This is a genomic window from Rossellomorea marisflavi, assembly GCF_022170785.1.
In the GTDB taxonomy this organism is placed as follows: domain Bacteria; phylum Bacillota; class Bacilli; order Bacillales; family Bacillaceae_B; genus Rossellomorea; species Rossellomorea marisflavi_B.
Map to the genome: position 1 here is coordinate 406,221 of NZ_CP081870.1, position 13,976 is coordinate 420,196.

The window sequence follows — 13,976 nt, forward strand, 5'->3', positions numbered from 1 at the left end:
ATGAAAAAAGGAATCGTGGCCGCTCTCTCCGTACTGTTCCTACTGGGAGGATGTGCACCGACGTTTGAGAAGCAGGATCAGGTGGTTCAGGAGAACAAATCCGACGAAGGAGAGAAAGCGATCATACCGAGCTTTCAAATTTCGGAAAACTATTACAAGACGATGCTGCCTTATGAAACCAGTGAAACCCGCGGCGTTGTCGTAAACGACCTCGGATCACGCTATGATATCAACGAGATCGAGACAGGGCTTATGCGGGTAGCCCAGAATCAATTTCCTACAGACGAGTATTTCTTCAAAGAAGGGAAATACCTCGGTAAGGAAACGGTCGACAGCTGGCTGCAGCGTAAATATACGAGCAAGCAGCTCAAGGATAAGAAGATGAAGGAGTCCGAGAATATCGGGCTCAACCCTGTCCAGGAGGATGGCGATACAGAACCGATCTACCTCGCCCATCTTGTGGAACACAATTACCTCATGAAGACCGAAGGGGATAAAGTTCGGCTTGGAGGAGTTGTGATTGCCCTCTCCCTGAACTCGGTCCAGTATGAGACGAATATGTCCAGCGGAGCAAGGACCGTCAAGAATATCAGCAATGACGAGCTGAAGCAGCAGGGAATGAAGATGGCCGAAGAGGTCGTGAAACGCCTGCGTCAGAAAGACGGGCTCAAAAACGCCCCGATCATGATTGCCCTTTATAAGCAGGCGCCGAAAGACGAACGTGTACCCGGTCATTTCTTCGCCTATTCCGTGGCAGGGAACGGAGAGGACTCGATCCAGGATTGGAATGATGTGAATGAAAGCCACTATCTCTTCCCTTCCCCTGAAGCGGCCGATGCCCATCCGAATGATTACAAAATCTTCAAGACCCTGAAAGATGACGTGGAGGATTACTTCCCGGTATACACCGGTTTGACCGGCCAAGCACTATATGAGGATGATAAACTGGCAAAAATGGATTTTGAAGTCGCCCTCACCTTTGAAGGGAAGACCGAAACCATTGGATTTGCCCAGCATCTGGCCTCTATGATCACGAAACATGTGCCTGAAGGTTGGGACATGAAATTAACCATCTCCTCTTCCGACGGGCCTGAAGCCCTCATCGTGAAGAAAAAAGGAAGCAAGGAAACCTACGTCCATATCTATGAATGAACGCTCAACCCCGTCCTGTAAAGGCGGGGTTTTTTCGTGTGCTGCGAGAATTGTCGAACGATAAGCAATAAAAAGGTGTTCCATAACAGAATTATCTGTTATACAATACAAACATATTAAATAAACTGTATTATAACAATACAGAGTGGAAGGTGTGATGAGCAAAGATGGACACCAAAGTGGTAGGCATGAGAATAAAGGGAGAAGGATCATACAAAGAGATCCTCACAGATGAAGCACTGGGATTTCTTGAACAGCTGGAAAGGCGGTTCGGTCAGAGGAGGAAGGAACTGCTTGAAGCAAGGTTGAATCGGCAAAAACGGTTTGATGAAGGGGAATCACCGGGTTTCCTGGACGAGACGGAGCATATCCGCAAGCTTGCCTGGACAGTGGATGAACTGCCGGAAGCTTTAAAAGATCGCCGGGTGGAAATCACCGGTCCGGTCGATCGCAAGATGATGATCAATGCGTTGAACTCCGGGGCGAATTGCTTCATGGCCTGCCTGGAGGATGCGACATCTCCGACGTGGCAGAATGTCATGGAAGGGCAAGTCAATCTTCGGGATGCGGTAAACGGTTCAATCCACTACAGTCAGCCCGGTGGGAAAGAATACCGCCTCAACGGGGAAGGGGCCGTTCTCATCGTCAGACCGAGGGGGATGCACCTGGAAGAGAAGCATATTGAGCTGGACGGTGAACCGCTCTCCGCAGGACTGGTTGATTTCGGTTTGCACCTCTTCCACAGTGGTCGGAAGCTTGCCGGGACCGGGAGGGGACCATTCTTCTACCTTCCCAAACTTGAAAGTCACCAGGAGGCCCGCTTCTGGAATGATGTGTTCGTCTTTTCCCAGAAGGCGGTCGGACTGCCGAGGGGGACGATCAAGGCAACCGTGCTGATCGAAACCATCACCGCTGCGTTTGAAATGGATGAAATCCTTTATGAACTGAAAGAGCACTCGGCTGGTCTCAATTGTGGGCGTTGGGATTATATCTTCAGCTATATCAAAAAATTCCGCACGAGGGGAGTCCTACCCGACCGCTCCACCGTCACCATGACGGCGCCGTTCATGCGGGCCTACTCCCTGCTGACGATCAAGACCTGTCACCGGAGGGGGGCACCGGCGATAGGAGGAATGGCGGCGCAGATTCCCATTAAAGGCGATCCCGAAAAGAACGAGGAAGCTTTCCGGAAGGTACGGCAGGATAAGGAGCGGGAAGCGAGGGATGGACATGACGGTACCTGGGTTGCGCATCCCGGACTAGTACAGGTCGCGAAAGATGTATTCGATGGGGAGATGCCAAGGGATAATCAGATCGGGGATAAACGGCTGACGGGTCTCCAGATCACAGCGGAGGACCTTCTCCAGCTTCCAGAGGGAACAATCACGGAAGCCGGGGTGCGTCTTAATATCAACGTGGGGATCCGCTATGTGGCTGCCTGGCTGAAAGGGCAGGGGGCTGTACCGATCAACCACCTGATGGAGGATGCAGCAACCGCCGAGATCTCCCGCGCGCAGCTTTGGCAGTGGATCAGGCATCCGGAAGGGGTCCTGGCAGACGGACGGAAGCTGACGATGGAACTCTATGAAGCCATCAAGCAGGAAGAGCTTACGAGTATCAAAGACGAATTCGGCACCGCGTATGAGGAGAAGCGCTTCCCGGAAGCGGTGGAACTGTTCGATGAATTGATCCGAGATGATAGGTTCGAAGAATTTTTGACTCTGAAAGGCTATGAGATTCTCTAAGGAAAACGGGAAGAACGAAATTCATATAACCATCCTAAGGGATGATACAAAAAAGGAGTGTTAAAAATGACGAAATCGATGAATGAGCGCGTAATGGAGCTTCAAGAAGGATGGGAAAGAGACGAGAGGTGGAAAGGGGTCACCAGGCCCTACTCGGCTCAAGATGTGATCCGGTTAAAGGGGAGTATGGATATCGAGCATACGATCGCGAAGAAAGGGTCGGAGAAGCTTTGGAGGCTTCTTCACGAGGAATCCTATGTCCATGCCCTCGGGGCGCTGACGGGCAATCAGGCTGTCCAGCAGGTGAGGGCGGGCCTTAAAGCCATTTATCTGAGCGGCTGGCAAGTGGCTGCGGATGCGAATCTATCAGGTCAGATGTATCCGGATCAAAGCCTCTATCCCGCCAATTCCGTTCCGTCCGTGGTCAAGCGGATCAACCAGGCACTGCAGCGCGCCGATCAGATCCACTACGTGGAGGGAGATGAATCCATCGACTGGTTCGTCCCGATCGTAGCGGATGCCGAAGCCGGGTTCGGGGGACAGCTGAACGTATTCGAACTGATGAAGGGCATGATCGAGTCAGGGGCATCTGCCGTTCACTTCGAGGATCAGCTGTCTTCTGAGAAGAAATGTGGCCATCTTGGCGGGAAGGTCCTTCTCCCGACCCAGACGTCTGTGAAGAATCTGATTTCCGCCAGGCTCGCAGCCGATGTATCAGGTGTGCCGACCATCATCATTGCGCGGACGGATGCCAACGCAGCCGACTTGATCACAAGTGATGTCGATCCGTATGATGCGCCGTTCATCACGGGTGAAAGGACGCCTGAAGGGTTCTTCAGGACCCGTTCAGGACTGGACCAGGCCATCAGCAGGGGACTCGCGTATGCCCCATTTGCCGATCTGATCTGGTGTGAAACGTCCGAACCGAATCTGGAAGAAGCGAGACGGTTTGCAGAAGCCATCCACGAGCAATATCCAGGAAAACTCCTTGCCTATAATTGTTCCCCGTCCTTCAACTGGAAGAAGAAGCTTGACGATGAAACCATCGCCAAGTTCCAGAGGGAGCTCGGAGCCATGGGCTACAAATTCCAGTTTGTGACCCTAGCCGGCTTCCATGCCCTGAATCACAGCATGTTCGAGCTTGCCAGGGGATATAGGGACCGCGGGATGGCCGCCTACTCTGAACTCCAGGAAGCGGAATTCGGAAGCGAGGTACACGGGTACTCAGCCACAAGGCATCAAAGGGAAGTGGGGACCGGCTACTTCGACGAAGTGTCCATGGTCATTACAGGCGGGAATTCTTCCACCACCGCCCTCAAAGGTTCCACGGAAGCAGCACAATTCTGATTCGACGGGGATCCGTCCGCATACAGCGGACGGATTTTTTATGCATTGAGATGAATGATTATTCCTTCCTGTCAAGTGAGGACGTATTGGGCCTATTGCAAGGAACGGTCCATCGTCACCTATATTCAGGGAAAAAACGGGGACCAATTACCAAACTATTTAAATAAAATAATTATTTATAAATATACTATTGATTTTATTAATATACATACCTATAATTATACCTAATTTAAAAAATATGTGAGTGGTGAATGCAATGAAAGTTGGTATTGTGGGGAGCACGGGATATGGGGGCGTCGAATTGTACCGGCTGCTGTCCAATCACCCGGAGGTCAGGGAATGTGTCCTGTACTCGTCCTCCCTCGATGGAACACCTTATACGGAACAATATCCCCATCTGTACGGAATCAGTGAACAACGTGTCCATCCGATCGATGAAGAACAAATGAAGGGACTCGATGTGGTCTTCCTAGCGACGCCGTCAGGGATTTCGAAGAAGATGACACCAGGCTTGCTCGGTGGTCAGGCGAAGGTGATCGACCTTTCAGGAGATTTGCGCCTGAAAGAACTTGGAGCCTATGAAACCTGGTATCACGGTGAAGCAGCACCCGCCGACACCCTGGAAAGGGCTGTATACGGCCTTGCTGAGTGCAACGGACGCGCGATCAGGGATGCCGAGTTGATTGCCAACCCCGGCTGTTTCCCGACGGCCGTCCTACTAGGTTTGTATCCGCTGGCTGCTGCCGGGAGGATCAAGCCGGGCAGTGTCATCATCGACGCCAAGACGGGTCTCTCCGGAGCAGGGCGCAAAGCCTCTCTTGCAGGTCATTTCGCGGAAACACAGGAGAACTTCCGTATCTATAAAGTACATGAGCACCAGCATACACCGGAAATCGAACAGCAGCTTCACGAATGGGCTCTCGATGCGGGTCCGATCACGTTTTCCACCCATCTCGTGCCCATGACCAGGGGCATCATGGCGACGATCTATGTGGAACTGAAGGCTCCTTCTTCCACTGAAGAGCTTCTTGCTTCCTACCGTGAAGAGTACGGTGACCATCCCTTTGTCCGGGTACGACCCAAAGGAGGGTTCCCAGGGACAAAAGAAGTATTCGGGACCAACTATTGCGATATCGGCTTGTCCATGGACGAACGGACGGGCCGCGTCACGATTGTTTCCGTCATCGACAACCTGATGAAAGGTGCAGCCGGTCAGGCGGTCCAGAATATGAATATGATGTTCGGCTGGCACGAAACGACTGGGCTTCATCACTATCCAATTTATCCTTAAGAGGAGGAGAAACCATGAAAGTCAAAGAGAAAGAGGAGATTGTGAAGGTACAGGGAGGAACGATCCTTTCTCCCAAAGGCTATCAGGCCGGGGGACTTCATATCGGGCTCCGTTATGCCAAAAAAGATTTCGGGGTCATTTACAGCGAAGTGCCGGCGAACTGCGGGGCGGTCTATACCCAGAGCCACTTCCAGGCTCCTCCTCTCAAAGTCACCCAGGAAAGCATCGGGAAAAAAGGGCTTCTGCAAGCCATTGTCGTCAACAGTGCAATTGCCAATGCCTGCACCGGCGAGCAGGGTTTGAAAGATGCCTATCAGACAAGGGAATGGATGGCGGAGCGATTGCAGCTTCCTGAAGAATACATCGCTGTCGCCTCCACCGGGGTGATCGGGGAATGGCTTCAGATGGATAAGATGGAGCGGGGGTGCAAGGAGGTCGAGCTGTCGGATTCACAAGAAGGGGCCACTGCATTCCAGCAAGCGATCCTCACTACGGATACCATTGAAAAGACGGCATGCTACAGGGTGAAGGTGGGCGAAGAGACCGTCACCATCGGGGGCTCTGCAAAAGGGTCCGGAATGATCCATCCGAACATGGCAACGATGCTCGGATTCGTCACAACGGATGCTTCCATCTCATCGGCTGCCCTCCAAGCCGCCTTGAAGACCTCCATCGACGGATCGTTCAATCAGATCACCGTAGACGGGGAAACGTCGACGAATGATATGGTGGTCGTGATGGCCAATGGACTGGCCGGGAATGAAGAGCTTCACGACCAGCACCCTGATTGGTCCTCTTTCCAGGAGGCGCTGACCCTTGTGTGTGAAGACCTCGCCAAACAGATCGCACGAGATGGAGAGGGTGCCACGAAGCTGATCGAAGTGACAGTCAAAGGGGCCCATACCGACGGGGAAGCCAATGTTGTAGCCAAAAAGGTCGTCGGTTCCAGCCTGGTGAAGACGGCACTGTTTGGAGGAGACCCAAACTGGGGACGCATCGTAGGAGCCATGGGGCACAGTGACATCAAGATTCAGCCTGAGCTTTGCGATATCTTCATCGGGGAGACGCTCGTATTCACCTCGGGTACTCCCCAGGCTTTCGATGAAGCACTGGTGAGCGGGTATATGAAGAACGAAAAAGTGTGCATCTCCATCATCCTTCAGGAAGGAAGCGGAGAAGGTAAGGCTTGGGGGTGTGACCTGACCTATGACTACGTCAAGATCAATGCAAGCTACCGCACGTAAGGAAACAGTCGTCGTCAAAGTAGGGGGGAGCATCATGTCCCAACTGCCCTCCTCCTTTATCGACAGCATCGCTTCCATGACCGAAGACTATCATGTGGTCATCGTCCACGGAGGTGGACCGGAAATCAACGGAATGCTCGACAAGCTCGGCATCCGCTCCACCTTCATCAACGGTCAGCGGAAGACGACAGATGAAGTGTTCGAGGTGGCGGAACAGGTGCTGAAAGGCAAAGTGAACAGCGACCTGACGCACCGCTTCAATCACGCAGGTGTAAAAGCCGTAGGCGTGTGCGGCTACGACAACTGCACCCTCCTTGCCGAGTTCCTGGATGAAGGAGTCCTCGGACGGGTGGGGAAAGTGGTGAAAGTGAATACTGATCTTCTTGAAGATCTCCTCTCCTCCGGATACGTTCCCGTTGTCACTCCACTGGCCGTCACATCCGGCGGTGTGAAAGTGAACGTCAATGCCGATCTCGGTGCTTCGGCGATTGCAGCGGGTCTCGGGGCAGAACGCCTATTATTAGTCACAGACGTCCCGGGCATCCTGAAGGACGGCGATCTTATACATGAAACCTCTGTAGAGCGCATCCGCTCCCTTGTGGAGGAAGGCACCATTTACGGCGGGATGATCCCGAAGGTCGAAGCGGCTGTCTCCACCCTTGGTTCGGGCATGAAGGAAGTCATGATTGTCGGAGGGAAAGGAAGCCTCTACGAAGAAGGGAAGATTGTCGGGACGAAAATCATACAAGCAGAAGGAGTCAATCGATTATGAGTCATTTATTCCCCACGTATAATCGCTGGGAACTTGAACTGGTTACAGGAAAAGGGACGGTCGTGAAGGACGGGGAAGGACGCTCGTATCTCGACTTCATATCAGGTATTGCCGTATGCAATCTTGGACACTCTCCGGAAGTGGTGAAAGAGGCTGTGAAGGAGCAGCTGGAGAAGGTGTGGCATGTATCCAATCTGTTCCCCATCACCGCCCAGGAAGAGGTCGGCGGCCTTTTGACGGAAAACACGGATCTTGACGCCGTATTTTTCTGCAACAGCGGAGCCGAAGCGAATGAAGCAGCCATCAAGCTTGCCAAGAAGCACACGGGTAGAACGAAGATCCTGACGTTCAAACAATCCTTCCATGGCCGTACTTTCGCCACGATGAGCGCCACCGGTCAAGAGAAGGTGCACAGCGGCTTTGGTCCCCTGGTTCCTTCCTTTGATTATTTACCATACAACGACGAATCGGCCCTTGAAGACATCAACGGGGACGAGATAGCCGCCATCATGGTGGAAATCATTCAGGGCGAGGGAGGCGTGATTCCGGGTACATCCTCTTTTCTGAAGGCAGTCGAGGCGAAGTGCACTGAATGGGGCGCCCTCCTTATCGTCGATGAAGTCCAGACAGGTATCGGACGTACGGGAAGACCATTCGCGTATCAGCATCATGATCTGAACCCTGACATCGTCACGGCTGCAAAGGGACTTGGGAGCGGTTTTCCTGTCGGCGCCATGATCGGGAAGGAGGCCCTCACGGCTTCATTCACACCTGGAACACATGGCTCCACGTTCGGTGGGAATCCCCTTGCCATGGCAGCGGCCAAAGCAACGCTTGAGACAATCTTCGTCCCTTCTTTCTTACAGGAAGTAGAGGATAAGGGAGCTTACTTCATGAAGGAACTTAACGACAAGCTGTCCAATCATAACGTCTCCATCAGGGGGAACGGGCTCATGATTGGGATCGGGCTTGAGTCGGAAGCAGGGGGCATCATCACGGATCTCAGGGAGAACGGACTTCTGACCCTCCCGGCTGGTCCGAAGGTGATCCGCCTCTTACCGCCATTGACCGTCAGCATCGAGGAGATCGATCAAGCGGTGGCAAAAGTGGAAGAAGCACTCGGCAAGGCAACGGCCGTGGTGTAAAGAGGAAGAGCCTGATGACCGGCCGGATAGTCGGTCATCAGGCAGACCACCTTTGATTCTCGTTCTTTTTTTGACTAAAAATGTATAAAAATACTTAATTATTAATATTAATTCATACATCGAGGAGGAAATCCCATGCCGGGTTATCTATGTTTGGAAAATGGCCTCACCTTTCAAGGGGAGGTTCACATGAGCGGGGAGGGTCCCGCATTGGGAGAAATCGTATTCTTCACTGGAATGACGGGCTATCAAGAAGTATTGACAGATCCGTCGTATAAAGATCAGATTGTCGTCTTTACGTATCCCCTGATCGGACAGTACGGGATCAACGATGATGATTCCGAAAGCATGAAGCCCCAGGTGAAGGGTGTGATCATGCTTCAAGCACCTGATGTGTATTCCCATTATCACGCCAACTCTTCTTTGAAGGATTACCTCGTGAAATGGGGAATCCCTCATATGACGGGGGTCGATACCCGTCAGGTTGTCAAATCGATCCGACAGGGAGGCAGTCAGAATGCCTGCATATCCCACACATCCGTCATGCCATCGAAAGAGCATTTGACCGGTCAGATCGGGCGGGTGGCCGCTCAGTCCCTGCAGCGCCAGGGGAGCGGAGTTACCCATATTGCCGTCATCGACTTCGGCGTCAAGAAGTCCATCGTGAACAGTCTGCTCAAATTGGGCTGTTCTGTAACGGTCGTCCCTTTCCATCAGCTCGATCAGCTTGATCAGCTTGAGTACGACGGAATGGTCCTCTCCAACGGACCCGGTGATCCAAAGGAAATGACGGATCTTCTGCCCGTTCTGAAGGAGAAGATCCTTGAGGTGCCGACCCTCGGTATCTGTCTCGGTCACCAGCTTATCGCCCTTGCCCTCGGCGGGAATACAGAGAAGCTTTTGTTTGGTCATCGGGGGGCGAATCATCCTGTGATCGACGGAGAGACGGGGAAAGTGTTCATCACTTCCCAGAATCATAACTATGTTGTCGAGCCGGCGAGCCTTACCGGCACGGAGCTGTATCCGCGCTTCCGGAATGTGAATGACGGCTCCCTTGAGGGGCTTCAGCACAGGACCAAGCCGATCGTGAGCGTCCAGTTCCATCCGGAAGCCCGCCCAGGCCCGGAAGATGCAGCCTGGATATTCGAACAGTTCCATCAATCCATTACAAAGTCAGGGAGAGAGAAAATCTATGCCTAAAGAGCCAACACTAAACAAGATCCTCATCATCGGTTCAGGCCCCATCATCATTGGTCAAGCGGCGGAATTTGATTATTCCGGGACGCAGGGGTGCCTGGCCCTTAAAGAAGAAGGCTATGAAGTCGTCCTTGTAAACCATAACCCTGCAACGATCATGACGGATACCACATATGCGGATAAGGTGTATTGTGAGCCGCTCACGGTCCCGTCTCTTACGAAAATCATCGAGATTGAGAAGCCTGACGGGATCCTTGCAAACCTTGGTGGCCAGACGGCATTGAATTTGGCCGTTCAGCTTCATGAACAAGGCATCCTTGAAGGACAGGGCGTGAAGCTGCTTGGTACATCGGTTCCTTCCATCCAAAAAGGGGAGGACCGCGAAAAATTCCGTGATCTGATGAATGAACTGGCGCATCCCGTTGCGGAAAGTGCCATAGTCGAAGATCTGGAAGGCGCTCTTGCCTTCGCGGAGAGCGTTTCTTATCCGGTCATTGTACGCCCTGCATATACACTGGGGGGACGCGGAGGCGGTATCGCGGCGACCGAGGAAGAGTACCGAAAGCTTGTAGGAACGGGATTGAAGGCAAGCCCGATCCATCAGCTCCTCGTGGAGAAGAGTATTGCGGGCTTCAAGGAAATCGAGTATGAGGTCATGAGAGATTCGAAAGGAAACTGTATATCGGTGTGCAATATGGAGAACTTCGATCCAGTAGGCGTCCATACGGGGGATTCCATCGTGGTGGCCCCGTCGCAGACCTTGACCGATCAGGAATTCCATATGCTGAGGACGGCAGCCCTCGATATCGTCGATGCCCTCGAGGTAATCGGTGGATGCAATATACAGTTTGCTTTAGACCCTTACAGCAGCCAATACTACGTAATCGAAGTGAACCCGCGGGTAAGCAGGTCTTCGGCCCTCGCATCTAAAGCGACGGGGTACCCGATTGCGAAGATTGCCGTGAAGCTTGCCATCGGCTATACGCTCAATGAAATCATCAATCCCCTGACCCAAACGACATTCGCAAGTTTCGAACCGGCCCTCGACTATGTAGTGGTGAAGTTCCCGAGGTGGCCGTTCGATAAATTCCCGGAAGCAAACCGCGTCCTTGGGACGAAGATGAAGGCAACAGGAGAAGTGATGGCCATCGAACGTTCCATGGAGGCAGCCTTCCATAAAGCGGTGCAATCCTTGGATATTTCTTCTCAAGGGCTTGAATTCAATGGAGAGGCGACGGACGGAGAGCTGCTCCAGAGGATCGGCGTGGCGACGGATTTACGTTTCTTTGAACTCCTTGAGCTGATGAGAAGAGGGTATTCCGTGTCACAGCTACATGAGAAGACGGAGATCGATTCCCTTTTCCTTGGTGTACTTCAGCATCTGGTGGAAACCGAAAGCAGCCTGAAGACCGGCAGCCTGGACGAACATCTTTATAAGCAGGCCAAAGAGCAGCGGTTCGAGGATGATAAAATCCTGGCACTATCGGGGAAAAGTCCTGAATGGATTGCCCCGTGGAAGCAAGACCTCAAACCGGTCTTCAAGATGGTGGATACATGTGCCGGTGAATTCGAAGCGGTCACGAACTACGTGTATTCGACCTACTATGGTGTAAATGAAATTGAACCCCTGGAAGGGGACAAAAAGGTGTTGATCATCGGAGCCGGACCGATCAGGATCGGCCAGGGCGTCGAATTTGATTACAGTGCGGTCAAGGCTATACAGCGCCTGAAGGAACACGGATATACAACCATCACAGTCAATAACAATCCGGAAACGGTGAGTACGGACTATGAAACAGCGGACCGCCTATACTTTGAGCCGATCACGAAGGAATCGATCCTGGCCATCATTGCCCACGAGTCCATCGAAGCCGTACTGGTGCAGTTCGGTGGCCAGACCGCATTGAATCTGGCACAGGATCTTGAAGAACATGGAGTGAAGCTTCTCGGCACATCGTTCGATACCATCGATCATCTTGAGGACCGCGAACGTTTCTACGAGCTTCTTGACCGACTGGACATCCCCCATGTGAACGGTGATATCTGCCACAGTCGAAGCGAGGCCATCCAAGTGGCTAAAACCCTCACGTACCCGCTCCTGTGCCGACCTTCTTACGTGATAGGCGGAAAAGGGATGGTCAAGGTGGAGACACCTGGGGAACTGAAAGAACTGTTGGAAGAAGCGGAAACCTCCTACTTCCCGATCCTGATCGATGAGTTCAAAGCAGGTGGAGAAGTGGAGGTAGACCTGGTAGCGGACGGGAAAAAAGCCTATATACCGGGCGTCATGGAGCATATCGAGCGGGCAGGGGTCCATTCCGGCGATAGTATGTCCATCTTCCCTTCAGAATCGGTCCCAGAGCACATCGTGGCCAGGATCGGCGAATATGCCGACAGTCTCATCTCGTCCCTCGGTTATAAAGGGCTCATGAATATCCAGTTCCTTCTCAAGGGTGACGAACTCCTTATGCTCGAGGTGAACCCGAGGGCGAGCCGGACGATCCCGATTGTAAGCAAGATCATCGGCTATCCACTCGTCGATCTGGCAATCGACCTCCTGGCTGATCCATCAGCGGAACTGAGTGCATTCGATGTTCCAGCTCCTCAGGATGTCAATCTCAAAGGAGTGAAATATCCAGTCTTCTCTTCACATGCCCTGCCGGAATTGGATCAGACCCTAGGAGCCAATATGAAGTCCACCGGAGAAGGTCTTTGCATCGGGTGGACAGTGGAGGAAGCCCTGCATAAAGTGTTCGTTACCCTCCATGATGATATGGAGGCAGGTGGGACGATCTTTGTGGATGCCAAGGACAGTGAGCTTGTGAAGCATGGGACCTCGGGAACAGCAGAATTCAATAGCTGGGTGAAGTCCGACGGGGCTGCCCTTTACTATAACGACGAACAGACCGGAGAAGGTAAGGAGAAAAGGATCGAAGCCTTGGAGGCCGGGATCACCGTGATCACAGAGCCCGCTACACTCCTTGCGTTCATCAGGAGTCAAGGGGCAGGCGGGGCACCGATTCATTTGACCGAATACAAAATCAAGCAGGGAGTGAGCGGAATATGAAATCAAGTACAGCCTTAAAAAGTGTGGGGAATGCGTTCAAGGGGCGTGATGTGGTAACCTGGCTGGATTACTCGACGGATGAAATCCTGGAACTGCTGGATCTTGCCCAAAGCCTGAAGAAACAGCCCCATTCCAAGAAGCTGGAAGGGAAGACCCTTGCCATGATCTTTGAAAAATCGTCTACCCGTACAAGGGTTTCGTTCGAAGCAGGCATGCTCCAAATGGGCGGGCACGCCATCTACCTGAATTCGAAAGATATCCAGCTGGGAAGGGGAGAGACCATCGCCGATACGGCAAAGGTGCTATCATCCTATGTAGATGGAATCATGATCAGGACCTTCCATACCGAAACGGTCACGGAGCTTGCAAAGCATGCTTCCGTTCCCGTTATCAATGGGCTGTGTGATACCTATCATCCTTGTCAGGCACTTGCAGATGTCCTGACGATCCTGGAGCTGAAAGGAAGCTTTAAAGGGGTAAAGGCTGTTTTCATCGGGGATGGCAACAATGTCGCCCACTCGTTCATGATCATTGCGGCAAAGCTCGGCATGGACGTCGTCGTCTCCTGTCCGGAAGGGTATGAGCCTGTGAAGGAGATTGAAGAACAGACGTTACAGCTGGCCAAGCTCAATGGCGGGAGCTACACGCTGCATTATGACCCCGTGGAGGCCGTAGCAGGCGCTGACATCGTCTATACGGATGTATGGGCGAGCATGGGGCAGGAAGAGGAGGCGGAAACCCGCATGAAGGCATTTACAACGTATCAAGTGAATGCCGGTCTTATGAGCCATGCAGCAGCCGATGCAAGCTTCCTTCATTGCCTGCCGGCCCATCGTGAGGAAGAGGTCACTGCGGAGGTCATCGACGGGCCGCAATCGGCGGTTTTCCAGCAAGCTGAAAACCGCCTCCACGTCCAGAAGGCCATCCTACAATCCGTCCTATAACGGTGCGGGTTGAAGCGACTTTCAAAAAGTGTAAAAAACGTATTGAAAAACAGTACTTTATCGGATAAAATG

The 13,976-nt window shown here is 52.6% G+C and carries 10 protein-coding genes; all 10 read left to right on the forward strand.

Features of this window, described 5'->3' with window-relative positions; translation table 11 throughout:
* The 10 genes from K6T23_RS02180 to argF all read left to right on the forward strand — a co-directional run bounded on the left by K6T23_RS02180 (position 1) and on the right by argF (position 13,904).
* Positions 1-1,152 carry a CamS family sex pheromone protein gene (locus tag K6T23_RS02180; protein WP_238283494.1) on the forward strand — a complete coding sequence of 384 codons (1,152 nt, stop codon included), beginning with the start codon at positions 1-3 and terminating at the stop codon, positions 1,150-1,152.
* A 167-nt stretch (positions 1,153-1,319) separates the two neighbouring features.
* Positions 1,320-2,897, forward strand: coding sequence for a malate synthase A (aceB, locus tag K6T23_RS02185; RefSeq protein WP_238283495.1), 1,578 nt, complete (start codon positions 1,320-1,322; stop codon positions 2,895-2,897).
* A 66-nt stretch (positions 2,898-2,963) separates the two neighbouring features.
* Positions 2,964-4,244 (forward strand): isocitrate lyase, encoded by a 1,281-nt coding sequence (gene aceA, locus K6T23_RS02190; protein ID WP_238283496.1) that lies wholly within the window; start codon positions 2,964-2,966, stop codon positions 4,242-4,244.
* A 256-nt stretch (positions 4,245-4,500) separates the two neighbouring features.
* Positions 4,501-5,535, forward strand: a complete 1,035-nt coding sequence (gene argC, locus K6T23_RS02195) for an N-acetyl-gamma-glutamyl-phosphate reductase (protein ID WP_238283497.1) — start codon at positions 4,501-4,503, stop codon at positions 5,533-5,535.
* 14 nt (positions 5,536-5,549) lie between these two features.
* Positions 5,550-6,779 carry a bifunctional ornithine acetyltransferase/N-acetylglutamate synthase gene (gene argJ, locus K6T23_RS02200; protein ID WP_238283498.1) on the forward strand — a complete coding sequence of 410 codons (1,230 nt, stop codon included), beginning with the start codon at positions 5,550-5,552 and terminating at the stop codon, positions 6,777-6,779.
* Positions 6,760-7,551 carry an acetylglutamate kinase gene (gene argB / locus K6T23_RS02205; protein WP_273546597.1) on the forward strand — a complete coding sequence of 264 codons (792 nt, stop codon included), beginning with the start codon at positions 6,760-6,762 and terminating at the stop codon, positions 7,549-7,551. The genes argJ and argB overlap by 20 nt, the downstream gene beginning before the upstream one ends.
* A complete protein-coding gene (locus K6T23_RS02210) occupies positions 7,548-8,696 on the forward strand; it encodes an acetylornithine transaminase (protein ID WP_273546598.1) in 1,149 nt (382 codons plus the stop codon). Before argB ends, K6T23_RS02210 begins: the two co-directional genes overlap by 4 nt.
* 135 nt (positions 8,697-8,831) lie before the next feature.
* The gene (locus K6T23_RS02215) at positions 8,832-9,896 is read left to right on the forward strand and encodes a carbamoyl phosphate synthase small subunit (protein WP_238283500.1); all 1,065 of its coding nucleotides are present in this window, start codon (positions 8,832-8,834) and stop codon (positions 9,894-9,896) included.
* A complete protein-coding gene (locus K6T23_RS02220) occupies positions 9,889-12,960 on the forward strand; it encodes a carbamoyl-phosphate synthase (glutamine-hydrolyzing) large subunit (RefSeq protein WP_238283501.1) in 3,072 nt (1,023 codons plus the stop codon). The genes K6T23_RS02215 and K6T23_RS02220 overlap by 8 nt, the downstream gene beginning before the upstream one ends.
* Complete coding sequence (gene argF, locus K6T23_RS02225; protein ID WP_238283502.1) at positions 12,957-13,904, forward strand: ornithine carbamoyltransferase; 948 nt, start codon at positions 12,957-12,959, stop codon at positions 13,902-13,904. The genes K6T23_RS02220 and argF overlap by 4 nt, the downstream gene beginning before the upstream one ends.
* The last annotated feature ends 72 nt before the right edge of the window (positions 13,905-13,976 follow it).